At 56.0% G+C, this 24,640-nt stretch carries 22 protein-coding genes; 12 read left to right on the forward strand and 10 right to left on the reverse strand.

Going from position 1 to position 24,640, the window contains the following annotated elements:
• Positions 1 to 85: 85 nt before the first annotated feature.
• The gene (locus tag MIM_RS21935; protein ID WP_025370988.1) at positions 86 to 1,936 is read right to left on the reverse strand and encodes a UvrD-helicase domain-containing protein; all 1,851 of its coding nucleotides are present in this window, start codon (positions 1,934 to 1,936) and stop codon (positions 86 to 88) included.
• 179 nt (positions 1,937 to 2,115) lie between these two features.
• Here MIM_RS21935 and MIM_RS01490 point away from each other — a divergent pair, with 179 nt between their 5' ends.
• The 4 genes from MIM_RS01490 (at position 2,116) to MIM_RS01505 (ending at position 5,994) form a co-directional block, all read left to right on the forward strand.
• Positions 2,116 to 4,290, forward strand: coding sequence for a malate synthase G (locus MIM_RS01490; RefSeq protein ID WP_025370989.1), 2,175 nt, complete (start codon positions 2,116 to 2,118; stop codon positions 4,288 to 4,290).
• Positions 4,291 to 4,502: 212 nt separating this feature from the next.
• Positions 4,503 to 4,754: a YoeB-YefM toxin-antitoxin system antitoxin YefM gene (gene yefM, locus MIM_RS01495; protein WP_025370990.1), complete on the forward strand. Its 252-nt coding sequence runs from the start codon at positions 4,503 to 4,505 to the stop codon at positions 4,752 to 4,754.
• Positions 4,751 to 5,005, forward strand: a complete 255-nt coding sequence (locus tag MIM_RS01500) for a Txe/YoeB family addiction module toxin (RefSeq protein WP_025370991.1) — start codon at positions 4,751 to 4,753, stop codon at positions 5,003 to 5,005. Before yefM ends, MIM_RS01500 begins: the two co-directional genes overlap by 4 nt.
• A gap of 137 nt (positions 5,006 to 5,142) precedes the next feature.
• Entirely contained in the window at positions 5,143 to 5,994 is an 852-nt protein-coding gene (locus tag MIM_RS01505; RefSeq protein ID WP_025370992.1) for a sulfurtransferase, read from the forward strand.
• 11 nt (positions 5,995 to 6,005) lie between these two features.
• Here MIM_RS01505 and MIM_RS01510 read toward each other — a convergent pair whose 3' ends face one another.
• Positions 6,006 to 6,437 (reverse strand): VOC family protein, encoded by a 432-nt coding sequence (locus MIM_RS01510; protein WP_025370993.1) that lies wholly within the window; start codon positions 6,435 to 6,437, stop codon positions 6,006 to 6,008.
• Positions 6,438 to 6,762: 325 nt separating this feature from the next.
• On the opposite strand from MIM_RS01510, the gene MIM_RS01515 reads away from it, so the two are divergent.
• The 3 genes from MIM_RS01515 to MIM_RS01525 all read left to right on the forward strand — a co-directional run bounded on the left by MIM_RS01515 (position 6,763) and on the right by MIM_RS01525 (position 9,947).
• The gene (locus MIM_RS01515; protein WP_144084566.1) at positions 6,763 to 7,317 is read left to right on the forward strand and encodes a DUF2946 family protein; all 555 of its coding nucleotides are present in this window, start codon (positions 6,763 to 6,765) and stop codon (positions 7,315 to 7,317) included.
• 89 nt (positions 7,318 to 7,406) lie between these two features.
• A complete protein-coding gene (locus tag MIM_RS01520; protein ID WP_052342257.1) occupies positions 7,407 to 9,053 on the forward strand; it encodes a PepSY-associated TM helix domain-containing protein in 1,647 nt (548 codons plus the stop codon).
• 87 nt (positions 9,054 to 9,140) lie between these two features.
• Positions 9,141 to 9,947 carry a phosphodiester glycosidase family protein gene (locus MIM_RS01525; RefSeq protein WP_025370996.1) on the forward strand — a complete coding sequence of 269 codons (807 nt, stop codon included), beginning with the start codon at positions 9,141 to 9,143 and terminating at the stop codon, positions 9,945 to 9,947.
• Positions 9,948 to 9,967: 20 nt separating this feature from the next.
• Here the strand turns inward: MIM_RS01525 and MIM_RS01530 are convergent, their stop codons facing one another.
• From MIM_RS01530 to MIM_RS01540, 3 genes are all read right to left on the reverse strand, one after another.
• Complete coding sequence (locus tag MIM_RS01530; protein WP_025370997.1) at positions 9,968 to 10,885, reverse strand: pseudouridine synthase; 918 nt, start codon at positions 10,883 to 10,885, stop codon at positions 9,968 to 9,970.
• Positions 10,886 to 11,141: 256 nt separating this feature from the next.
• On the reverse strand, positions 11,142 to 12,533 hold the full coding sequence (pntB, locus tag MIM_RS01535; protein WP_025370998.1) for a Re/Si-specific NAD(P)(+) transhydrogenase subunit beta: 1,392 nt from the start codon (positions 12,531 to 12,533) through the stop codon (positions 11,142 to 11,144).
• Position 12,534: 1 nt separating this feature from the next.
• Positions 12,535 to 14,079, reverse strand: a complete 1,545-nt coding sequence (locus MIM_RS01540) for a Re/Si-specific NAD(P)(+) transhydrogenase subunit alpha (protein ID WP_025370999.1) — start codon at positions 14,077 to 14,079, stop codon at positions 12,535 to 12,537.
• Positions 14,080 to 14,406: 327 nt separating this feature from the next.
• Here MIM_RS01540 and MIM_RS21940 point away from each other — a divergent pair, with 327 nt between their 5' ends.
• Positions 14,407 to 15,186 carry a polysaccharide deacetylase family protein gene (locus tag MIM_RS21940; protein WP_025371000.1) on the forward strand — a complete coding sequence of 260 codons (780 nt, stop codon included), beginning with the start codon at positions 14,407 to 14,409 and terminating at the stop codon, positions 15,184 to 15,186.
• A gap of 132 nt (positions 15,187 to 15,318) precedes the next feature.
• Here the strand turns inward: MIM_RS21940 and MIM_RS01550 are convergent, their stop codons facing one another.
• Entirely contained in the window at positions 15,319 to 15,930 is a 612-nt protein-coding gene (locus MIM_RS01550) for a LysE family translocator (protein ID WP_025371001.1), read from the reverse strand.
• Positions 15,931 to 16,050: 120 nt separating this feature from the next.
• Between MIM_RS01550 and MIM_RS01555 the strand changes: the two genes are divergently transcribed.
• Positions 16,051 to 17,634, forward strand: coding sequence for an aminotransferase-like domain-containing protein (locus MIM_RS01555; protein ID WP_025371002.1), 1,584 nt, complete (start codon positions 16,051 to 16,053; stop codon positions 17,632 to 17,634).
• 28 nt (positions 17,635 to 17,662) lie between these two features.
• Here MIM_RS01555 and MIM_RS01560 read toward each other — a convergent pair whose 3' ends face one another.
• Both MIM_RS01560 and MIM_RS01565 read right to left on the reverse strand, forming a co-directional pair.
• On the reverse strand, positions 17,663 to 17,992 hold the full coding sequence (locus tag MIM_RS01560) for a YegP family protein (RefSeq protein ID WP_025371003.1): 330 nt from the start codon (positions 17,990 to 17,992) through the stop codon (positions 17,663 to 17,665).
• 209 nt (positions 17,993 to 18,201) lie between these two features.
• The gene (locus MIM_RS01565) at positions 18,202 to 19,950 is read right to left on the reverse strand and encodes a YdgA family protein (RefSeq protein ID WP_025371004.1); all 1,749 of its coding nucleotides are present in this window, start codon (positions 19,948 to 19,950) and stop codon (positions 18,202 to 18,204) included.
• 125 nt (positions 19,951 to 20,075) lie between these two features.
• On the opposite strand from MIM_RS01565, the gene MIM_RS01570 reads away from it, so the two are divergent.
• Positions 20,076 to 20,579, forward strand: a complete 504-nt coding sequence (locus tag MIM_RS01570) for a nucleoside 2-deoxyribosyltransferase (protein ID WP_025371005.1) — start codon at positions 20,076 to 20,078, stop codon at positions 20,577 to 20,579.
• A 72-nt stretch (positions 20,580 to 20,651) separates the two neighbouring features.
• On the opposite strand, the gene MIM_RS01575 is transcribed toward MIM_RS01570, so the two are convergent.
• Together MIM_RS01575 and panB are read right to left on the reverse strand one after the other, a co-directional pair.
• Entirely contained in the window at positions 20,652 to 21,161 is a 510-nt protein-coding gene (locus tag MIM_RS01575) for an SET domain-containing protein (protein WP_025371006.1), read from the reverse strand.
• Positions 21,158 to 21,982: a 3-methyl-2-oxobutanoate hydroxymethyltransferase gene (panB, locus tag MIM_RS01580; RefSeq protein ID WP_025371007.1), complete on the reverse strand. Its 825-nt coding sequence runs from the start codon at positions 21,980 to 21,982 to the stop codon at positions 21,158 to 21,160. The genes MIM_RS01575 and panB overlap by 4 nt, the downstream gene beginning before the upstream one ends.
• A gap of 154 nt (positions 21,983 to 22,136) precedes the next feature.
• On the opposite strand from panB, the gene ilvB reads away from it, so the two are divergent.
• Both ilvB and MIM_RS22765 read left to right on the forward strand, forming a co-directional pair.
• A complete protein-coding gene (gene ilvB / locus MIM_RS01585) occupies positions 22,137 to 23,891 on the forward strand; it encodes a biosynthetic-type acetolactate synthase large subunit (RefSeq protein ID WP_025371008.1) in 1,755 nt (584 codons plus the stop codon).
• A gap of 182 nt (positions 23,892 to 24,073) precedes the next feature.
• Positions 24,074 to 24,631: a hypothetical protein gene (locus tag MIM_RS22765; protein ID WP_144084567.1), complete on the forward strand. Its 558-nt coding sequence runs from the start codon at positions 24,074 to 24,076 to the stop codon at positions 24,629 to 24,631.
• Positions 24,632 to 24,640 lie beyond the last annotated feature (9 nt).

Consider the following 24,640-nt stretch of genomic DNA (forward strand, 5'->3'; position numbering starts at 1 on the left):
CTCATTGCTGCGTCACCATTACATATCGGATGGCAGCAAGCAGGCCGGCCGGGCGTTAGCACAGAAGACTGCAACTGCAACGTGCCTACGCCAACTCCCGAGCCGGCCTGAACAGCGTCAGTGACTTGCGCGCCCGGGTGCAGGCAACGTAATACCGGTTGCGCTCTACATCGGGGGCGTCGGTCTGGTTACGGAAAGTCGTGTCTGCCGTGTCATAGACCAGTACATGGTCATATTCATGGCCTTTGGCTTCGGTGACGGTAAGCAGGGGCACGCCACCGCGGGTGCTGCAACGGGCGGCCACCGTGGTCAGCAGAGCGGGCCACGCCTGTATGGCTATCGGGTTTAGCTGCAGGTACATCAATAATCCTTCCCAGCCCTGTAGCAGTGATTCGTCCAGTAATCGCTGGGGTGTGGTCAGGTTCCTGAACAGATCGGCCTGCCGGGCGAATGCCTGCAGCGTTTCCGCGGCGCCGGCATCCGGTGCGCAGGGCGCTGTCAGCCATTGTTGCAGGGCATGCTTCAGGCTGGGGGCGAACACCGGTACGCGCGCAGCAATCCAGTTTTCCATATACATACGCAGATTGATCGGCGTTAACCGGGCTTGCGCCAATTCACGCACTGTATCGGGTGCCAGGCAGCCCGGCAGCGACAAGAACTGAAGCAAAGCCAGCGGCAGCGTGCGCAAGGGGGTGGTGGCTTGCGGAAAACGCAAGGCATACAGCAGCGTGGCAATGCCCATGGCCGGTGTACTGGCTAGCGGCCAGGCCAGTTTGATAGGGACCGGGGCGTGGCATAGCAGTGAAAAAGCCGCACGAATCCGGTCCGGACCATGCCGGCAGATGATGCTTTGTTTGCCCAGAGGCGCCAGTGCACCGGCGTTGTCCCAACTGCCGCTGCAGACCATCACCGGTGTATCCGCAACGATACCGGAGGTAATGGCGCGCCGGGTGAGTTCACCTGCCAGCCGGGCCAGTTCGGTGCCGAAACGGTAGCTGGTCAGACTGTTGACCCGTCTGGCGGAGAAATCCCGGACAAAGGCATCAAACACCAGTTCCGTATTGGCGCCACGCCAGGCAAAAATGGTCTGGTAGCGATCGCCTACCGCCATCAGCCGGTGGGCGTGCTGGCCGATGCGGGACAGCAGCAGCAACTGCAGGGGTGTGGTGTCGTGAAACTCGTCGATCAGAATATACCGGTAGGCGGCGGCATTGCCCGGCAACTCGGCGCCATTGTCCAGCGCCTCAAGCAAATCATAGGCGGCCTCCGATACCAGGCGAAAACCGTACATGCCCTTGCTATGCTCCGGCTTATAGACAGGATCCAGCAGCGTGTCGTCCGGTTCAGAAGCTTCGGGTTTCCAGTGGGCGCGCAGGGCATCATAGCGGCGGAACACGGCGCGCACCAGCTCGGGGGGATGGTGCAGGCCATCGCCGAAAGCGGCCTGTTCGTCCTCCGCCGACTCGGCCTGCCAGGCCAGGGATGCCCGGTAATAATCCAGGTCGGACATGAGTTTTTCCATGGCGTCTATCGACAGGGCGGGCGCCTGCAGCATCACAGCGTCGTCTTCTTCTGATGAAGCTTGCAGGTCCTGGCAGACTTCACTCACCAGATCCGGCAGCAGATCGCTCACAATGGCCTGCCGGTCAAGCACATAGCGTTCATCGCCCAGACGCCGCAACAGAAAGTGCGCCAGACCGTCGATGGTAAAGATATGCAGATTCGGGTTGGATACCGGTTCCAGGTTCCGTGCGCGCATATAGTTCTGCAGAACATCACGGCCGGCACGACTGAAGGTGACCAGCAGTGTACGGCCCTGGGTTACACATTGCTCCGCTTCCCGGGCAATCAGCGTGGTTTTGCCGCTGCCGGCAACCCCTTCGATCAGCAGGGCACGATCAGGGTATTGGTCGAACAGAAGAGGAGCACTTACCATATTGAAAATAAATAAAAAATCAACCGCGTTAATGTGTACCGAAAGTAAATTCTCAAATAACTGTTACTGTCTTGAGGCTGTCTACCGGAGTCGTCATAATAGCAATAATCGGGGTAAGGAGCGGCCAAATTCCGAAGCCGCCCAGCCCGCCATCAACAAATCATTAATCAGGAGCCAATATGACCGACCGTACCCAGGTTCACAGCCTGCAAATCGCCACCGTGCTGAAAAATTTCATAGATCAGGAAGCCCTGCCGGGCACTGGCGTGGACGCCGATGCGTTCTGGAAGGGGGTAGATGCGCTGATCAATGACCTGGCGCCGGAAAACAAGGCGCTGCTGGCCGAACGTGACCGCATCCAGGCAAAAATGGATGAATGGTACCGGCAGCACCCCGGCAATATTGCCGATATGCAGGCCTATAAAGCCTTCCTCAAGGAAATCGGCTACCTGAAAGATGCGCCAGCGACCGTGCAGGTCAATACCAGCAATGTTGATTATGAAATTACCAACCAGGCCGGCCCGCAACTGGTTGTGCCCATTACCAACGCCCGTTATGCCCTGAACGCGGCCAATGCCCGTTGGGGTAGCCTGTATGATGCCCTGTACGGCACCGACGCGCTCAGCGAAGAAGATGGTGCAACCCGTGATGGCGGCTATAACCCCAAACGCGGCGAAAAAGTTATTGCCTTTGCCCGTGATTTTCTGGATCAGACCATCCCGCTGCAAAACGGTTCACACAAAGATGCTACCGCCTATACAGCAGAAAACGGTGCGCTCTCAGTCACCCTGGCCGACGGCAGCAAAACTACACTGGCCGATGCCGACCTGTATCTGGGCCACCGCGGTGACGCGGCCGCGCCCGAAGCGCTGGTTTTTCGTCAGAACGGCCTGCATTTTGAAGTGCAGATCGACAAAACCAATCCGATTGGCAAACAGGACAAGGCAGGCGTCAAAGATGTTCTGCTCGAAGCCGCCCTGTCTACCATTATGGACTGCGAAGACTCGATTGCAGCAGTGGATGCCGAAGATAAAGTGCTGGTGTATCGCAACTGGCTGGGCCTGATGAATGGCACATTGGCCGAAGAAGTGACCAAAGGCGGCAAAACCTTTACCCGCAAACTGAATCCCGATCGCCAGTACACAGCCAAGGACGGCAAACCAGCAACGCTGGCCGGCCGCTCGCTCATGTTCATCCGTAACGTGGGCCACCTGATGACCAACCCTGCCATTCTGGACAAGGACGGCAACGAAACGCCCGAAGGTATTCTGGACGCGATCTTCACCAGCCTGGTCGCCATGCACGATCTGAAACGCGAAGGCGGCAACTCACGCAAGGGTTCCATCTATATTGTGAAACCCAAAATGCACGGCCCCGATGAAGTGGCGTTTGCCAGCAAACTGTTTGGTCGCACCGAACAGCTGCTCGGCCTGGCACCCAACACTATCAAAATGGGTGTGATGGACGAAGAGCGCCGCACCAGCGCCAATCTGAAAGCGTGTATCGCAGCAGCGGCCGATCGCGTGGCCTTCATCAACACCGGGTTCCTGGATCGTACCGGTGACGAAATGCACACCTCCATGGAAGCGGGCCCCATGATTCGCAAAGGGGACATGAAAAAGTCATCCTGGATCGACGCTTACGAAAAACGTAATGTGCTGTTTGGTCTGGCTTGCGGCCTGCAGGGCAAATCGCAAATCGGTAAAGGCATGTGGGCCATGCCCGACCTGATGGCCGATATGCTGGCGCAAAAAGGCGCGCAACTGAAGGCCGGTGCCAATACGGCATGGGTACCTTCGCCAACGGCAGCAACCCTGCATGCCCTGCACTATCACCAGACTGACGTAGTGCAAGTACAGAATGGGTTGAAAAATGACACTGACGAACGTCTGGACGCCTTGCTGACCATTCCGGTTGCCGACAACACCAACTGGTCTGATGCCGAGAAACAGCAGGAACTGGATAACAATGCCCAGGGTATTCTGGGTTACGTGGTGCGCTGGGTTGACCAGGGTGTTGGTTGCTCCAAAGTGCCCGATATCCATAACGTTGGCCTGATGGAAGACCGTGCGACGTTGCGTATTTCCAGCCAGCATATGGCGAACTGGCTGCGTCACGGTATTGTGACCGAAGCCCAGGTGATGGAAACCATGCAACGCATGGCCGGTGTGGTGGATAAACAGAACGAAGGCGATGCGCTGTATCGTCCGATGGTCGGCCATTTTGATACCTCACCTGCTTTCCTGGCCGCATGCGATCTGGTCTTCAAAGGTGTGCAGCAGCCTAACGGCTACACCGAGCCACTGCTGCATCAATGGCGTCAGAAAGCGAAACAGCAGTACGGCATTAAGTAAGATACGGCGTATTGGCCCGCGCTGTTTGTGCGCGGGCTGGCGTGCCGAATCAGTCGTGCTCGAATGCACCTTAACAGCTGGATGAATAATCCGCTGTTTAGGTGCATTTTTTTATGGGACTGGGTTGGGGAAAAGTATGGGCTGCTATGGTCGAACCTTGTTGATCCTGACAGATCATTGTACAATGTTGGGTAATTAATTTGGAGATAACCATGAGAACCGTTAGCTATAGTCAAGCCAGGCAGAACCTGTCGGCCACAATGATTCAGGCTGCAGAGGATAAGGCGCCTGTTTTGATCACGCGCCAGAATGGCGATGCCTGCGTTCTGATGTCGCTGGAAGAATACAACTCGCTGCAGGAAACCGCTTACTTGCTCCAGTCTCCCGCCAATGCCCGGCGATTAATGGACTCTATCGAGAATCTGAAAAGTGGTAATGCCAGAGAAAGAGGGTTGATTGAGTGAAGCTGAAGTGGTCGGAAGAAGCGTGGGAAGACTATTTGTACTGGCAGGACGCCGATAAACGAATGGTTAAAAAAATAAACGACCTGTTGAACGATACCTGCCGTACGCCATTTGAAGGTATTGGCAAACCCGAGCCACTACGACATCATCTTGTCGGTTATTGGTCAAGACGGATTACCTTGGAGCACAGGTTGGTCTATGCCGTGGCTGATGATGCTTTATTGATCGCCGCCTGTCGTTATCATTATTGATAGAACCGCGCTCTGTAACTGTTCATTTCGATCATCTGTCTTTGCCCTGGCGTGTTATGCTGAAAGCTGGATGCAGGAAGATTGAACGCTATTTCAGTCATCCTGTCACCCCAACCTGAAACAATGAAGAACAGACCATGAAAGCAAATCCCCTCATCAGTGCACAGGAACTGTCAAACCTCCTGGATACCGCCAGCAATCTGGTGGTGTGCGATTGTCGTTTCGAGCTGACCAACCCGTCCCAGGGCCTGCAGCTTTATAACGACGGCCACATTCCCGGTGCCCGTCATGTAGACCTTGATCAGGTACTCAGTATCAAGGGAACGCCGGATCAGGGGCGGCATCCCTTGCCGGCCCGCGAACACTTTGCACAGACCATGGCCGCCATCGGGATTAGCGATGCAACGCATGTGGTGTGCTATGACGCCAATGACTCCATGTTTGCGGCTCGGCTGTGGTGGATGTTGCGCTGGATCGGCCACGCCAATGTGTCGGTGCTGGATGGGGGTTTCAAGCTGTGGCAGCAAGGCGGGTATCCGGTCACGACCGAACCGCCGCAACCGGCCAAAGAAGGTTTTCTGAGCCTGCGCGATTCGCTGACCCAGACGGTAGAGTACGACGAGGTGCTGGCCAATATCAGCGCGGCTGAACGCCTTGTGCTGGATGCCCGCAGCCCGGATCGGTTCCGTGGTGAAAACGAAACCCTGGACCCGATAGGCGGGCATATTCCAGGCGCCGCTAACCGTTTTTTCAAGGACAATCTGCAGGCGGACGGCCGCTTCAAAGAGGCCGAAACCCTGCGCAAGGAAATCACTGCCAGCCTGCAGGGACAGCAGCCGGAGCGCGTGATCAGCCAGTGCGGATCAGGTGTGACAGCCTGCCATAATCTGCTGGCCATGGAAGTCGCCGGCTTTTCGGGGGCGGCGCTGTATCCCGGATCATGGAGCCAGTGGTCCAATACCAGCGGTGCGCCGGTCGCAAAAGACTGAAGCAGATTCGCTCAGCCTGTTGCCCCTAGTGTTGCCAATTCGGGGTTCCAGACAATTTCCCAGAGATGCCCGTCCGGGTCAGAGAAATAGCCGGCATAGCCACCGTAGAAGGTGTCCTGTGCTGGCTTGATGAGTGTGGCGCCTGCAGCAATGGCTTCCTGCATGATACGGTCTACTTCCTCTCTGCTATCTACATTGTGGCCGATGCTCAGTTCCAGCATGGAGGGCGGTGTCTGAGGCAAACCGGTGTCCACCGCCAGGCTTGTTCTGGGCCACAGGGCCAGCTTCAGGCCATTGTGTAAATCGAAAAAGGCCACCGCGCCATGTTCGAATTCAGTACCAATAATGCCATTGGTGGCCAGGCCCAATCCATCGCGATAAAAGCTCAGGGATCGTTCAAGATCGTCAACGCCTAGCGTCAGGACGGTGATATAAGGTTTCATGGGTGTGCTCCTCAGTTATCTTTGGTTTAACGAGGTAATGCGTGTGTATATGAGGGCAATCGGTGCCACAAGAGAGCGTGCCGCGCTTGCCGAATCGCGTCGGGTGTGACAATCGGGCCGACGATTACTTATCGCCATCATCACAACATGGAATGCCCGGCCATGACAAGTGGCTGTATCTGCTTTTTATCGGCACACGTCGACTGATTTACGCGTGCATGTTCCCGTCGCGGGTCGATGCAGTGTTCGGCGTATTTCGGGTAAACTGCGTTTGTATAAGGCAATTTCAACCGAAATACTCTGCAGATTATTACTCATTACAGCAATGAAACGAACGACAGGCATTCGCATGACGGTGTGGCTGGGCATACTTGCCGTATGCCTGGCCGTGTTCATGCCTGGCGTGAATGCCCTGAAAAACAGCTATCAGGCCGGCGTGAATGAGGCCCGAGTGAATGATATTTTCGTGGCGGATGTCTGTTATGGCGCACAGGCCGATCTGGCACCGGTTGCCGCATCCAATAGCCCGGCGCGGCTGGCGGTACGGTCACCTGCGGACCACCACAGCGGGCACACTGACATTGATACCCCTCCGGATGACCCGGGCGCTGTTCACGCCGCACATGGCGGCGTTTCAGCATTGTCTGCTTTAGTGGGCGGAAGCAATGCCCCAGCCTCGTCCGGCCATAGTGCCGATCACGCGGCCGAATGTCTTTACTGCGGTTTCTTCACCCATCATCTGCCACTGCTGTATAGCGCCAACCTGCCGGCCATGTCCTACGGCTTTGTCAGCCGGATTGCGCCGCAGCATCAGCATGCATCCTATTATGCGCAGCCAGCCTTTGTGCCGCTGTCCCGCGCGCCTCCCGTTCTATCCTGAAAACCCTGTTCCCTTATCGACATGGTGCCGTGGCGCTGCCCCGCAGTGCCTTCTGTTGATGCATCGTTATCTGTTTTTCAGGAAATCTCATGATGTCCCGTACACAACCCCTCAAGGCACAGGCCGGCGAGCCTGCTGCCGCGCCGATGGCCCGTTACGCCATGCTGTGGCGCTGGCATTTTTATGCCGCGTTGTTTGTGATGCCGTTGCTGATCGTGCTCGGCATCACTGGCACTATTTATCTGTATAAACCACAAATTGAAGCGATCGCCTATCCATCGCAGTTATACGTCACGCCCGAGGACGCTCCGCGGCTGCCGCAACAAACGCTTTATGACATCGCCCGGGACAGTACGCCTGGCGGTGTGCCCATACTGACAGCTGAAATTCATAATGCACCCGATCGCAGCGCGCAATTTACGTACCTCGACCCGGTGGAGGGCAAATCCAGTATTTTTCTGAATCCGTATACCGGCGAGGTGCTGGCGAAAATGCCCACACTCAACTTCAACGCAACCTACTGGATTGGCCTGGCACGTCAGATTCATCGTGGTTTGCTGCTGGGTAAGACCGGTGAAATCATCATGGAGCTTGCGGCCTGCTGGACGCTGATCATGATTGGTACCGGAGTGGCATTGTGGTGGCCGCGCCGGAAAAAAGGCCTGAAGCAGGCTGTGATTCCCGATGTGAAGAAAAAAGGCCGGCCATTCTGGCGTGAAATTCATGCCACCATGGGGATAGTGCTGGCACTGGGCGCCCTGTTCTTTGTGACGTCCGGGTTGCCCTGGACCAGTACCTGGGGTGCGCAGTTCAAGCAACTGGTGGCGCAGGTGAATCTGGGCTATCCGCCCGATCCTCCCGGTGCCACGTCAGCCCGGCATGAAGGGCATGAGGGGCATGAGGGGCATGAGGGGCAGCCGGCGGCACCGACACGGGTGCAGGACCTGCCTTTAGACAAAACCGCCTGGGGAGCAGGGCTGTTGACCGTGCCCCAATCAGCTGTATCAGCAGGGCAGACAGCATCGGCCCATGCCCATGCCGGACATCAGGACGCAGGCAGTGACACGGACCCGGCCCATCAGGCCGGGCGTCCTGTCGGACAGGATCATGATGCTCACGGCGCCCATGGTGCAGCGCAAATGGACATGAACGGTGATATGTCCATGTCCGGGGATCACAATATGCATGCTATGCCGGCCGAACCTGTGACCCTGGATCAAATCATGACGCTGGCGCAGTCCAGCCACATCCCGGACGAATATTCCATCGCACTGCCAGCCAACCGCAACGGTGTTTATTCTGTGTCCTATTACCCGGGTGATCCCACCGGAGAAAAAGTAATCAATGTAGACCAGTACAGCGGAAAGGTCATTAATGGCGTTTCTTATAATGAGTACGGGGTGATTGCCAAAATTATCTCGTTTGCCGTTTCCCTGCATATGGGCACTTATTTCGGCTGGGTCAACCAGCTGCTATGTGCCATTATTGCCCTGGGTTTATGCGCCATGGCGGTGACGGGGTTTGTCATGTGGTGGAAGCGTCGTCCGGCCGGCGGTCTGGGTGCGCCCCGCATTCCGGATACGCTACCCAATATGCGTGGCTGGATGATAGGTCTGGTTGTCTTCGGTCTGATTTTTCCCGTGACGGGCCTAAGCATGCTGGTGGTGTGGCTGCTGGACCGCTGGTACCTGGCCCGTTATCGTCGCCAGAACGGGCTGGCGGCAAATACGGTGTGATATAAGTATGGCGGCGTTGCTTATCGGACATTCTGCGGGTTGGTATACTCTGTCGCTGGACCAACAACCTCGCGGATGTGTTGCTGTATGAAAACCCTGCTCTTTGTATTGATGGGATGGTGCCTGGGAGTGCTGGCACCCGTGGCTGCACAGACCACTGCGCCTGTGCAGCCACAGAGAACGGAACAGGTCTCGCCCTGCATTACACATACCTTGCAAGACAATGGGCATGTACATATCGTTAAGGTGGATTTGCCCTGCCCATCGGTGCAACTGGTAGGTACTGCGGTTGGGACGGCGCCGACGACCGTCAAGAATTTTGCGTTTCGCAACCGGCTCAATGTGGCCATCAATGCGTCTTTTTTTGATCCTCAATACCGGCCGCAGGGGTTGGTCATCAGCGAAGGCCGTCGCTGGGACAACAGCCGTGATACGCGCCAGCACGCGTTTCTGGCGTGTACGGCCGCTAATCGCTGCCGGATCGATATGCCCAACCATAAGGCCGAGGTGAATCCTGAGTGGCAGACTGTTATTGCGGGATGGCAGAATCTGCGCGGCGGCACTTACGTGTGCGCACGCGGTGCGTCGGCCAGCTGCTATAGCAATGCACGCGCAGCGCATCCACGCACCTCGGTCGGCCTCAGTCGTGACGGGCGCTGGCTTTATATGATTGTGGTGGAAGGCCGGCTGCCCGATTTTGAAGGCTATACGCTGAATCAGCTGGCCCGTTTGTATCGCTCGCTTGGCGTGCGCGATGCCATGAATCTGGATGGGGGCGGCAGCACCACACTGGTCATCAATAACCAGCGCATGAATACCCTACCATCGCGCCAGCTGTTTCTGGAACGCAGTGTCGCAAACCAGTTCGGCGTGCGCGATACGGCTGCGCCCTGATAGCGGGCTACGGCTGTATTTCATTTGTGAATCTGTGCCGCCAGCTCCAATGTGCGCCGACTTTCGAAATAACGCTCAATGCCGGTCACAGGATCGGTAAACTGCATGCTGCGCGCCAGTAGCTGCAAGGGATTGTCGAATGTTTCGTCAGTGCGCAGTGGTTTGAGCTCCGGATAGTATTCGTCATTGCAGATGGGCATGCCCAGGGCATTCATGTGCACGCGTAGTTGATGTTTTCTGCCGGTGACAGGCTCCAGCCGGTAATGTCCCAGGGTGTTGTTATGGGCCAGTACCTCAATCCGGGTGCGGCTATTGGGCGGGCCGTCAATCTCATGCATGACAAACACCTGCCCGCTGCGCCGGATCAGACTCTCGCGTAACAACGGAAACGTCAGGTCGCTACGCCAGGGGGCAACGGCTTCATAGATCTTATGTACGGACCGGGTCTGAAATAAGGTCTGATATACGCCGCGACGATCCCGGTCTGCGCAGAATACCAGCACACCGGCCGTGTCCCGATCCAGCCTGTGAATGGGATTGATATGCGGATTGCCCAGCTGGTCGCGCAAACGCACCAGTGCGGTCTGGTGTAAATGGCGCCCGCCCGGAATACTGGCCATGAAATGGGGTTTGTCGATGGCGATCAGCAATTCGTCCTGGTACAGAATGTCAATATGAAATGGCACCTCCGTTTCCATGGGCACTTCGCGATAGTACCAGAGCCAGCTGTCTGGCGGGAACGGGCTGTTTAGTGAGAACGGGGTGCCCTGTGCGTTCACCATATCGCCTTTGGCCAGCCGGGTCCGAAGCACAGCGGCGTCCATATGCGGGAACTTGGCGAGCAGAAAACTCAGCAGATCCGGCCAGGTCTCGCGAGGCAGGTAGACGCGGCTGGGCGCGACGCCGTTTTTGACAGGAAGCGGGGGGAGCACAGACATACAGCAGATAAAGTGTGATGAAAAGAAAAAACTGCGAATAGAAAACGGCAGGATAGGGCAGGTGACAGATGAAATGATGCTGCGGTGAGGCTATGACAATTGTAACGGCAATGGTTGCTACCTATGCAATAGCAAGTGCTATTTTTATGGCAAACGGCATGGCATATTGTTTGCGATCTACCGGCTCCTGCTGTCTGAATTCCTGTTGAGTGCACGGCAGGCGCCGTTTGCGACGACGCCTGCCAGTGCGACCAGATTACCTCAGTGCTGCCAGGATGGCTTCGACGGTTGCCTTGGCATCGCCGAAACACATGCTGGAGTTATCACGGAAGAACAGCGGATTCTGTACGCCGGCGTAGCCGGTATTCATGGACCGCTTAAAGACCACCACATCACGTGCTTTCCAAACTTCCAGTACCGGCATGCCGGCAATCGGGCTGGATGGATCTTCGCTGGCGGCCGGGTTAACCGTATCGTTGGCGCCAATCACCAGCACCACATCGGTGTCGGAGAAATCATCATTGATTTCGTCCATTTCCAGCACGATATCGTAGGGCACCTTGGCTTCGGCCAGCAGCACGTTCATGTGACCGGGCAGACGACCCGCAACCGGGTGAATGCCAAAGCGCACCTCAATGCCTTGCTTGCGCAGCAGGGAAGTGATTTCAGCGACCGGATACTGGGCCTGGGCGACGGCCATGCCGTAGCCGGGAGCGATCACCACAGAGCTGGCGCCCTTGAGCATTTCGGCCACGTCTTCAGGCTTGATTTCACGGTATTCTCCGGTCTCTTCTTCACTGCTGGCGCTGCTGCTGCCATCGGTGCCGAAGCCGCCTGCAATAACCGAGACAAACGAGCGGTTCATGGCCTTACACATGATGTAGGACAGAATCGCACCCGAGGAACCCACCAGCGCGCCGGTGACGATCAGCAGGTCATTGGCCAGCATAAAGCCGGCTGCCGCTGCGGCCCAGCCTGAATAAGAGTTGAGCATGGATACCACAACCGGCATATCGGCGCCGCCGATAGAGGCCACCAGATGCCAGCCAAAGGCCAGCGCGATCAATGTCATGATAATCAGCGCTGTCGTGGAGCCGCCGTTGGATACGAAGATCCACAGCAGAATGAACGAGACGATCAGTGCGGCGGCATTCAGTTTGTGCTTGTGCGGCAGCGACAAGGGTTTGGAGCTGAAAGTGCCGCGCAGCTTGCCGAAAGCCACAATAGACCCGGTGAAGGTGACTGCGCCAATGAACACGCCCAGGAACACTTCGGTCAGGTGAATGTTAAGCAGTGCCCCTGCAGGCATGGCATGCTGCTGCACTTCAATATAGCTGTTATAGCCGACCAGTACCGCGGCCAGACCCACAAAGCTGTGCAATACAGCAACCAGCTCAGGCATCTGCGTCATTTCAACCTTGCGCGACAGATGCAGGCCAATGGCGCCGCCGATCAGCATGGCGATAATGACCCAGATGACCGAGGCCGAATTGGGGCCCAGAATGGTCGCGACCAGGGCGATGGCCATCCCGGCCATGCCGAAACCGTTGCCGTAGCGAGCGGTTTCCTGGCGGGACAGGCCGGCCAGACTGGCAATAAAAAACAATGCCGCAATAATGTACGCGGCAGTAACGAATCCTGCACCCATCTTATTCTCCTTTGCCTTTCATGAACATTTTCAGCATGCGCCGTGTAACGAGGAAACCACCGGCAATGTTAATGCTGGCAATGAGGATGGCGATAAAGGCCAGGATGTTGACCAGACCTGAGCCATGGCCAATCTGTACCACGGCGCCGATCACAATGATGCCGGAAATGGCATTGGTGACCGACATCAGTGGTGTATGCAGCGCGTGCGTCACGTTCCAGACCACGTAATAGCCAACAACGCAGGACAGCACGAACACAGTGAAGTGAGACAGGAACTCGGCCGGTGCGTTGGCACCGATCCAGGCGAACACGATACACGCCAGTGCCAGAACGCCGAACTTGAACGCAGGCGATTTGGGTGGTTTAGCCGGCTTGGGCTCGGGTTTGGCGGCCGCGGGTTTGCTGGTCGCCGCAGAGACCTGGATGGGTGGAGGCGGGTAGGTAATGCTGCCGTTATGCACCACGGTCATATTACGAAATACGGTATCTTCCTGATCCAGCAGAATCTGGCCGTCTTTTTCCTTGCTCATGAGCTTGCTCAGGTTCACAAGGTTGGTCGCGTACAGTTGTGATGACTGGGCCGGCAGGCGGCCGGGCAGGTCGGTATAGCCGATGACCTTGACGCCTGAATCGGTCGTGATGACCTGGCCAGGCTCGGTGTATTCGCAGTTGCCGCCAGCGGCCGCAGCCATATCCACGATGACCGAGCCGGGACGCATGGAGTCCACCATCTCACGTGTGATAAGTTTGGGCGCCGGTTTGCCGGGAATCAGGGCCGTGGTAATAATAATATCGACGTCTTTGGCCTGTTCGGCGAACAGGGCCATTTCGGCCTTGATGAACTCCTCGGACATGGTTTTGGCGTAGCCGTCTGAAGACGAGCCGTTTTCATCACCAAAATCCAGTTTCAGAAACTGGCCGCCCATGGATTCAATTTGTTCTGCCACTTCCAGGCGGGTGTCGAAGGCGCGTACGATCGCACCCAGCGAACCTGCCGTACCAATGGCGGCAAGGCCGGCCACGCCGGCACCGATCACCAATACCTTGGCGGGCGGCACTTTACCGGCAGCAGTGATCTGGCCGGTGAAAAAGCGGCCGAAATGATGTGCGGCTTCAATCACGGCGCGATAGCCGCCGATATTGGCCATGGAGGACAGGGCGTCAAGGGACTGGGCGCGCGAAATACGTGGCACCATGTCCATGGCCAGCACGGTAATGCCGTGCTCAGCCAGTTTTTGCACGAGTTCAGGATTTTGCGCAGGCCAGATGAAGCTGACCAGCGTGGCGCCTTTTTTCATGCGGGCAATTTCAGCGTCGTCGGGGGTATTGACCTTGTAGATCAGATCGGATTGCCATACCTGATCGCCGGGAACCACACTGGCGCCGGCCTTTTCATAGGCAACGTCGTCAAAGCTGGCGGCGCTGCCGGCGCCCGATTCGATTACAACTGTAAATCCCAGCTTGAGCAGCTGTTCTACCGAGGTGGGCGTGGCGGCAACCCGCGTCTCCCCCGATAGTCCCTCTTTTACTATCCCTATCTGCATGCAGATCTCCTCTTATATTGCGTGCCCCTGTCGGGGAGTCAGTAACTGAAAAGTAACATCATACGGCGGCTTGCATGTTTTGCAAGGCGATTCCGCCGATTTGCCGTATTTGGTCTGAGGTATTACATTAATTAATCTGCAATGCGGAACGCCCATTACCCCTTCATGCGCAATGGTTTCATTTGACAGCAGAGCCAGTCCCGGGGCTATGGCATTGCCCATCACTTTGGCCCTATATCGTTGCGCATTAGCGCTTGACGGCAGCAGGAGCACTGGCTATTGTTATGGGCTCACTTGTCCATGTAGATATAGCAGATATATATTACCGTGATCTTATGGTTTCGCCGCCATACGCTGGCTGCCCATCTTCTTGTTATTGCACTTGTCGTGCTGCTGTATTTACGGTGGCCTGCAGTGGCTATCCTGGTCATCGTCCTGTATGTGGCTGTGCTTGGTATCGCCAGCATGAATATGGCAACCAATCTGTTTGTGGACACCCTCAGGCATGTTCATCCGGGTAGTGGCACAGAAGGGGAGCCGGGCGGGCAGATTGCCTTAAGTTTTGATGACAGTCCCACCGAAGGGACGGCGCAGGTGCTGGCTATTCTCAAGGCCCATAACGTGAAGGCGACTTTTTTTATTGTGGGCGCCCATGCCGCAGCCCGTCCGGCGCTGTTACAGCAGATCGTCCGGGAAGGGCACGCGATTGGTAATCACAGTTATAGCCATGCTCACACCCTGCCGTTTAATCGTCCGGCCACGATTCTTTCCGATCTGCAGCAATGCAGCCAGACCATCACGGCTATTGCCGGCGTGACGCCCCGCATGTACCGGCCGCCTTTCGGGGTGGTCAACCCGGCTATCGGTCAGGCCGTGAGGGCCAGCCAACTGCCTTGCGTAGGCTGGTCATTGCGCTCTTTCGATACCGCGAGTTCGCATCCGCAACGCCTGCTGGCGCGGATTACCAGCAGACTGACGCCAGGTGCCATTGTATTGCTGCATGACTACCCGGCGGTGACGCCGCAAATCCTGCCCGAGCTGCTGCAGGAAATAAAGCGGAGGAATTTCACATGCGTTCTGCTCTCGCCCGAGACGCTGCGGCCCTGATGTCGCGCTTCTGATGTAGCGTCCTTGATGTAGCACCCCTGATGTAGCACCCCTGATGTAGCACCCCTGATGTAGCACCCCTGATGATGGCCACGTAACAGCAGAGTGACCGCGCAGGCGCTTTGAACACGTTTAGATGCCAAGATCGGCGGACACCATGGGAATGACCGAGCCGATCAGCAGCAGTGCCATCACGATATTGAAGCCACGTTGCGTTGCCGGCGTGGTAAACAGGCGGCGCATCAGGGTGCCGCCAAACATCCACACACTGATACACAGCAGATTGATAACGACGGCCAGCAGGGAGATTTGCAACAGCGTCAGCTGTCCGATATTGTCCGGTACATAGATGCTGAACATGCTGATCACCATGATCAGGGCCTTGGGATTGATCCACTGGAACAGCACGGCGTTCCAGAAGCCAAAAGGGGTGGCTTCGTTCTGAACGGAGAGCGGCGTGGGTGTAATCGAGGCAATTTTCCAGGCCAGCCACAGCAGGTAGGCCAGCGAGGCGATTTTCAGCAAATCAATCAGCCAGCCCGCGTGTTGCACCACCCAGTGCAGGCCAAAGGACATCAGCACGATCATCAATCCCATGCCGGCGCTGATGCCCAGGCAGTGGGGAATGGTTCGGCGCACCCCGAAATTAACAGAAGAAGAAAGCAACATTAGGTTGTTGGGCCCCGGTGTTACCGAGGAGACGGCGATAAAAACGGCAAATGCCATGAGCATGGTGTAAGTCATGAAAGTCTCGATACAGTTCTTGCGTGAACAGACACTATATGACAAGATACCGGTACAGTACCGATACAGTTATAAGCTGTTTTTTCCTTCCTGTACTGCTGCTTTTACCGGAACAGACCTATGACCAGTCAATCCAGTCCTTCTGTCCCTGCTCGATTGCTCAGGCGGCACGGCGCCAGCGATGCTCGGCATCATGATGCCTCGCCGCCTGCGCCCGCGCCTGCTGTGGTCGCAGAGGCCGCCAATCCCGCCAATTCCAGAGACGCCCTTAAGGAATCAGGCCAGCCGCAGCAGCAGGGGGCGCCGCTACTTGCCCATTGGCAACCGGTGCGATCCGGTTCGCTCACCCTGGTGGATCAGATCGTGGATCGATTCGTTGTTTGCATTGAACAGAATGTATTCAGACAGGGCAGTCGCCTGCCGTCAGTCCGGCTGCTGGCGCAGGAATTGAATGTCAGTCGCTATACGATAGTGGAGGCGTATGATCGTCTGGTGGCCACCAATCATATTACCGCCAACGCCCGCTCGGGCTATTTCGTTCAGCATAAAAAACAGCCGGCACGCGGAATCAAAAGCGGCGAAATCGCACCCCCACAGTCTCAGGACAGAATTGATGTGCCGTGGATTCTGAATCGCCTTTTCTCACAGCAAAACAACCTGGGTTTGAAGCAGGAGTGGCTGGATACCGAGATTGTCGCGCGCTCCATTCGCAAGGTGGCGCGCAAGATGCAACCGTCTGCGCTTATGTATGGCGAGCCGCTTGGCTTTGCGCCATTGCGTCAGACCATCATGGCCCAGCTGGCAGCGCAAGACCTGCATGTGCAGGCAGCAGGCGAGGTGCTGCTGACAACGGGTGTGACGCATTCGGTGGATCTGTTGATTCGTCAACTGGTTCGGCCGGGCGATTATGTGGTGGTTGAGGAACCGTGCTGGTTTGTTGTGTTTGCCTATTTGCGCATGGTCGGCGTGAACATTCTGACGGTGACGCGAACCCCGCAGGGCCCCGACACCGCGCAACTGGAGGCGCATTGTCGCAAACATAAGCCGGTTCTGTTTATCTGCAACAGCACGGTGCATAATCCTACCGGTTTTACCTTAAGTGCACGTGCCGCACATGACGTGCTGCGCCTGGCGCAGCAATATGATATGTGGATTGTAGAAGACGATACCTATAGCGAACTGAGTGCCGGGCCGCCGCTGCGCATCAGCACGCTGGATCAATGCGAGCGGACCTTTCTGCTTGGTAACTATTCGAAGACGCTGGGTGCGGCGATGCGCGTGGGCTATATTGCCGGGCCTGCCACTATTCTGAGTGAAATAGCCATGCTCAAGTTACTTTCCGGCCTGTCTACCTCCAGCCTGAATGAGCGCGTGATTCACGAGATTATTCACGGCGGGCATTATCGCTCTTATATCGAAAGGCTGCGGCAACGCATCAATCGGGCTCGTACCCGGATGCTGGAGCGGCTGAGTGATCTTGGCTATCTGCTGATTCAGCCGCCGGCTGCCGGGCTGTTCCTCTGGCTGGATATGTCGCGTGACGCCGAGCCACTGGCGCGTCAGTTGAATCAGCACGGCATTCCGGCTACGCCCGGTTCTCTGTTTTATCCTGATCAGCGCGTCAGCACGCATCTGCGTTTATCTGTCAGCAGTTATGATCACCCGCATTTATGGGATCTGCTGGCAGCCTGGCGGTCGGCCTGATCCGGGGCAGGCGGAGTAATGATCTGGTTCAGGCATCATGTACCGGCGCAGTGGCCGCATGATGTCTGACCGTGTCGGCGGCCTGTTTGGCACCATTGGGGTCCGCATAGAGCGGGCTGCTGCCGATGATTTGACCATTGGCCGCTTTCAGATTGAAATAGGATTTGCCGTTGGCGGATTTTTCAAAGGCGTAGCGGCTCTCCGTTCCTGCATTCTTGCGAACAGACTCAATACCATTCCTGGCCGAGGCAAGGGTTGTATAGGTTTCGCTTCTGAGGACAGATAAGCCATCTGCTGCACGCAGAGAAAAATAAAACTGGCCATCCACGGATTTTTTGAGTTGGAAAGAAGCAGACATAACGATGAATTTCCTTGCAAGTGTAATTGAATAAATACCGCATGAAAGAAACCGCCAGCAAAAGCATACTGCAAATTGATGCAATAGAAAACGAAATAATGCGCCCGGCTTGCCTGGCACGAGGGGAGCCGTGGAGCAAGACGGTGGTCACCACGTCCATACGTTCGCACTGCTTACGATCGCTGTTGCTGTGACTCGCGCTTGTCGAATTAGTTTTGCTCGGGATCGACCTGCTGGGGCGCTGTTTGCGCTGGCGCTTGTTGTGCCGGTGCTGTCTGATCGGGTGTTGTCTGATCGGGTGCTGTCTGATCGGGTACTGTTTGTTCGGGTACTGTTTGTTCGGAGCCTTCCTGTTCCGGTGCTGTCAGAGCGGGCGCCGCCTGATCAGATGCCTCCTGATCAGGTCTTGTCGTGTCCGGCGCCTGTGACGCAGGCGGTGGCGTCAGTTGCCTGATCTGTAATTCAGCGGCGGCTGCGCGTGTTTGTACGGCATCGATAAACGCTTTCGGCTCGAACTGTTCGCCATTCATTTCAATTGTGTTGGCAGTGGCCAGCGATGGCTTGCCTTCAATGTCAACGTTCAGGCCAATCTGGTTTTGCCTGCGATACAGTAACTGGTTTTTGACCAGGATATCAATCATTGTGTCCAGCTTTTCTGCCGCTGTGGGCCCGGACGTGGAGTCGGCTGAGGCCAGCGCTTCGGGTATGAGTTGTTTGATGCGATCTTCCACCGCGGCAGGCATGGCCTGATCTGCCTGCAACTGCATGCTGACTGAGCGCAGCGCATTGAACAGCAGGGCGTTGGGATTATTGCCGAATTGGGATAGCAGGGGAACCGGGTTGTTCAGACCCACGTTGAGGGTGGCAGTTGCAGCGCCTTCCGGCAGGGTCCAGGTGATGGGGCCGACAGTGAGTTCAGGCTTGCCCGATAGCATCAGATCCAGACTGGCCAGTAACGTGGTCCATTGCTGTGGTTCGGTAGCGGCGCCGGGCTGGCCGGCATTGAGTAACTGTTGCCACGCCTGTGTCATAAACTGTATTGTGCCGTCACGATCCAGGCCGGAGGCCGATACGCCATATTGCAGCTTGCCAATATCGGTGCCATTGATGCGGATGTTGTTCAATACGGTATTTTGTTGCAGCGCCAGCAGATTGTCCTGGGTATCTGCCGTTGAATCGGTTTGATAATGGTCAATTTCCAGTCTGGCATTGTCACTGGCAAGCGAGAAAGCTGCCAACGTTGATTGCTGGCGCCATAACGGGTTGTTTGTATCACGCCCTTCATAATGGGACGACAAGGCAAGATCCCGGAAAATCACGGTGCTGGTGCCATTGGCCGTTTCTGGCGGGGTCACCTGTATCAATGGCATGTTTGCCGAAAACTGAGCGGCACGGACGGTTGCATCAACCGAGCCTTCAAAGTTCATGCCATCAAAATGCAGTTGCCCGTCCCGGGTATTATTGAACGCCAGCGAGGCTACGCGTCCGTGATACTGTGTCTGTCCGTCAAGATGGGTGGTGAGCATCAGTTCCAGCGGTGGCTGGCCCTGGCTCAGTTCGTACAGTCTTGCGGTTTTTTCGTTGTTGATCAGTGTAACGTGGCTCAGCGCCCTGACAGGTTGCAGCTTGCCCTCCTGCAGGCGGGATAAGGGCAGGGGGCCGTGCTCTACCTGCACGTTGAAGTCCAGCGAATGCGATTGCCCGGCATTGTCCATGCGCAGGGTCAGAATATAAGTGGATGAAAACAGGCCGGCATCTTTCTTCTCGGAGGACACCTGCACCGGCAGCCCGTTGCTGCGCAGTTGGGCATTGATGTCCTGTGTGCGGCGGATGACCTGTTCGTCCACCTGTGTGCCGCTATACCAGGTGCCACCGAAGTAGCCCAGTATAACCAGCAGCACAACGGCAGCCAGAGTCTTGCTGATTTTTTTGCCCATGATATCTGTGATGTACAGCATTTATGATGCTGCTGCATGCCCCAATGAGTTTAATATTCCGTTCACCCGATTGCAGGCGTAATGTTGCGGAATGTAATATGTGGCCTGCGGGAAAGTGCCCGAATGAAACTGTGGATGGATTGTAAATGAAAAAAGTCTACCTTGCCGGATTTGATGTATTTCGGCCGGATGCGGTCAGCTATGGTCAGTGGCTCAAGGCGCTATGCGTGCAGCATGGCTTTGCCGGACTCTATCCGCTGGATAATGCTGCCCCTGAGGGGTTGAGCGGCGCAGCCCTGGCTGACTGGATTTACCGTGCCAATATTGCGCTGATCGAACAGGCCGATTGTGTCATGGCCAATCTGAATCCGTTCCGTGGCCTGGAACCGGATTCCGGCACGGTGTTTGAGGTCGGCTATGCCGTAGCAAAGGGCAAGCCCGTATGGGTCTATACCGAACAAACAGCGTCGCTGGTGGCGCAGGCTGGCGTACAAACGCAGGACGGGCGGGTTGTAGATGCGCAGGGCTATACCGTAGAGGATTTCGGGATGAACCTGAATTTGATGATTGCCTGCAGCACAAACAGAGTGCTGGGCGATGCACAGATCTGCCTGCAGGCGATGCAGGCACAGCAGGCAGGCTCGGATTAATGCGGGTGGCGGGCCACATCATGTTGTATCGCGGTCCGCTTGCTGTTGGTTTGTTTTTGTTATGGGCAGCCGTTACTTGCCGGCTTTGCGCTTCGCCTTCTTTTTCTCGGGCAGGGCCAGCATGGTGCCGCGGCAAATCGCCGCACCGCAAAGGCACTTATATTCTTCACGCAAGGTCTTGGTGATTTTGCCGTCCATGATTAACCCGTAATCATAAAACAGTTCTTCACCCTTCAGAATATCGCGAATGGCATAGATATAAACCCGTTTGCCGCCGCTGCCTTCCTGCGTTTCGCAATTGGGATCGCAACCGTGATTAATCCAGCGCGAGTCGTTGCCACCATCGCCACCATTAATGATTTTGCCACTGCTGGTGGAGAAAAAGAAAGTATGGAACGGATCATCCGGATTGACCGGATGCATATCATCGGCCTGTTTGGGCGTGATGCGCTTGCCTGTGTATTCAATAATGCGCGTGCCTTGCGGTATGTTGCGGGCGGCAAAAACACCATTGCCGTGCAGCGAAGATTTGCGCACAACATGCCAGGCCGGATTGGCGATATTTTTCTTTTTTTCAATCATTTTTTCTTAACGCCAAAGCAATGGTCCAGCGTAGGGAAGGTGCCTTCGCGCACCTCAGTGGCGTAGGCTGCGACGCCTTCGCGGATTGCCGCCTGAACGTCGGAGAACTGACGCGCGAATTTCGGAATGCGGTTGGGCGTGAGGTTGAAAATATCTTCAGCCACCAGAATCTGGCCGTCACATTCGGGCGACGCGCCAATCCCAATGGTAGGAATGCTCAGCGCCTGTGTAATACGGCGCGCCAGCGGCTCTGCGGTGCCTTCGATCACCACGGCGAAGGCGCCGGCCTGTTCCTGAGACAGCGCATCCTGGTAAATGATTTCGGCGGCTTCATCTGACATACCCTGGGCTTTGAAACCACCCATGGTGTTCAGGTACTGAGGCATCAGGCCGATGTGGGCCAGCACGGGAATGCCGCGGTCCACCAAAAAACGTGTGGTCGCTGCCAGTGGCGTGCCGCCTTCGTATTTAACGGCATCGGCACCGGATTCCTTAAGCAGGAATGCCGCATTGCGAAAAGCCTGTTCGGGCGATTCCTGATAGCTGCCAAAAGGCATGTCTACGACAACACAGACGTTCTGGGTGGAGCGCACCACCGCCCGTGCATGGGCGGCCATCTGCTCCAGTGTGATGGCCAGCGTGTTTTCCATGTTGTAACCGACCATCGCAGTGGAGTCGCCGATGAGGATCATGTCCAGATACTCGTCCAGCACCCGGGCAAAGGGGGCGGTATAGGATGTGAGCGAGACGATTTTTTTCTGATTCTTATAGGCCCGCAATTGCGGGACGGTAATCCGTTTTGCTGTGGTATGCACACTCATCAAAAGCACCTTTCTTGAAATACGGCTGGCCGTCTGCGGCCACATGGCGAAGCGGTAAGTTTACCGTGTAATCGCGCGATTTCTGTCAGTACAGTACAAAAAGGATATTATTTAAGTTTCTATGAAAACCCCGTCAGTTAGTTGGATTTGAATAATGAATACACCCCAGAATGAGTCGCCTGCCTTCAATGGTGCCCGGTTAATGCTTGAAACCCTGATCGCAAACGGGGTTGACACCATTTTTGGCTATCCCGGGGGCGCGGTCTTGCCGCTGTACGATGCCCTGTACTCCGAGCCGCGTATTCATCATGTACTGGTGCGCCATGAGCAGGCCGCCATGCATGCGGCCGAGGGCTATGCGCGCTCTACTGGCAGGCCCGGCGTGGTGCTGGTTACCTCCGGCCCGGGCATGGCCAATACTACTTCGGGATTGCTTGATGCCTTATGTGATTCCATTCCGGTCCTGTGTATCAGCGGCCAGGTGGCCACCAGCGCCATTGGCACCGATGCCTTCCAGGAGTGCGATGCGGTGGGTATTTCCCGGCCGGTCACGAAATGGAATGCCCAGATCAAGCGGGTGGAAGACGTTGCAGCCATGACCGCCAAGGCTTATAACATGACGGCGGCGGGTCGGCCTGGACCGGTACTCATCGATTTTCCCAAGGATATCCAGATGGCGCAGGCGCCGCAGGAACAGGAAGGGGACGTGATCGAGCCTGCTGTTAATACGGCCGGCCAAATGACCTCTTCAGTCATGCAGGCGGCCATCAAACGTGCTGCTTCGCTTATCGCCAACGCCAAGCGCCCGGTGTTTTATGGCGGTGGCGGTCTGATCAACTCCGGGCCGGATGCTTGTGAAGTGTTCTCCAATCTGGTGAGTTATACCGGGGCGCCATGCACGCTCACGCTGATGGGACTGGGCGCTTTTCCGGCCAACGACAAACAGTTCGTGGGCATGCTGGGCATGCATGGCACGCTGGAGGCCAATCTGGCCATGCATCACGCTGATCTGATCGTGTGTATCGGTGCGCGTTTTGATGATCGTATTACCGGCCGACTGTCTGATTTCTGTCCGCATGCCGTCAAGATTCATCTGGATATCGATCCGGCCTCTATCGATAAAGTGGTACGGGCCGACGTGGCGCTGGTGGGTGATTGTTATCCGGTGCTCAAGTCGCTGTTCAATGAGGTCAAGATGCTGGAGCGTGAGCCTGGTTTGATTGATGACTGGTGGACGCGCATTGAAAAATGGCGCGGCGCCAACTGCCTTGCCTTCACGCCATCAGACGATGTGATTCTGCCGCAGCATCTGCTGGCAACGGTTAATGACCTGATCGATGGTCGCGACGTGATTGTGAGTACCGACGTGGGTCAGCACCAGATGTGGGCCGCGCAGTATCTAAAATTTCGTGAACCTAATCGCTGGCTGACTTCCGGTGGTGCAGGAACGATGGGTTATGGTGTGCCTGCTGCGATTGGCGCGCAAGTGGGCAATCCGGATTCATTAGTGGTTTGCATCAGTGGCGATGCTTCTGTGCTTATGAATATCCAGGAATTGTCGACAGCGATTCAGCATGAAACACCCATCAAGGTGATTCTGTGCAACAACCGTCATATGGGCATGGTTCGGCAGTGGCAGGAGCTGATTCACGAAGGGCGCTATAGCCACAGCTATAACGCGTCCATTCCCGATTTCGTCGCGCTGGCCACGGCCTTTGGCTGGGGCGCCGCCACGGTGTCTGATCCGCTGCAGCTGGAAGATGCCATTCGTGATTGCTTTGATTACGACGGCCCTTATTTCCTGAATGTGGAAGTGCAGCCTCAGGAAAACTGCTTCCCCATGATGCCGGCGGGCTATGGGCATCAACAGGTGATGTTGTCTGAGGATACGTGGTACGTGGAAGAGTAAGCGGGGCGGTTTGTCCTGTTCGAAACGAAGCCCGGTCGCTGGTATGGCCGGGCTTTTGTTTTGGTGGCGCACACTTGCTGCTGGGCATTGTGACATTTTTCGAGTGGGTTCATATCATGGAATTTGCATAATTTATATAATTTATCTATTTTGTGTATAATAGCAGGACTGAGGAGAAGTCCATGACTGCTAAAACTGTATTGGGTGTGTTTGCGGCAAATACGCGGACATCCAGAACTATCCCTGCGAATTTTTTACGTAAAACACCGGCTAAAAGTCCACCGGGAGCCTTTCAGTCAGCTCGTGCTTCTGATGACTTGTGTGCGTCCGATGCTGCCATTTCCTCAATGCGTGCTAGAACCACGCTATCGAGTAGTCGCGATGTGTTTTCTACAGAAGATGAACTGTTACCCGCACCGGAAAAAATGGCTGCGGCAACTTCATCGTCGGTGGCAACAAAGTGGTCTCAGGTGAGGGATGCTGTAATGCGAAACGGCATAATGAGTATCACCAATCATCAACGACCACAGTTAATACTGATGAATGTGGAACACTATGACTCCCTGCGAGATCAGGTGGCGCGGAACAAAGCGGCGCAGCCCAAGCTTGATGAACTCAATGCAATGTTTGATGCACAGTTTGATTCATTTCAGACAGATGAGTTTAAATCAGCTACGAAAAGGATGCTGGAGGCTGAAGGTGAATTTCCTGAGCCAAGGTATTTGGGTCCAACGCGATAAGGTGTGATC

This window comes from Advenella mimigardefordensis DPN7 (assembly GCF_000521505.1).
In the GTDB taxonomy this organism is placed as follows: domain Bacteria; phylum Pseudomonadota; class Gammaproteobacteria; order Burkholderiales; family Burkholderiaceae_B; genus Advenella; species Advenella mimigardefordensis.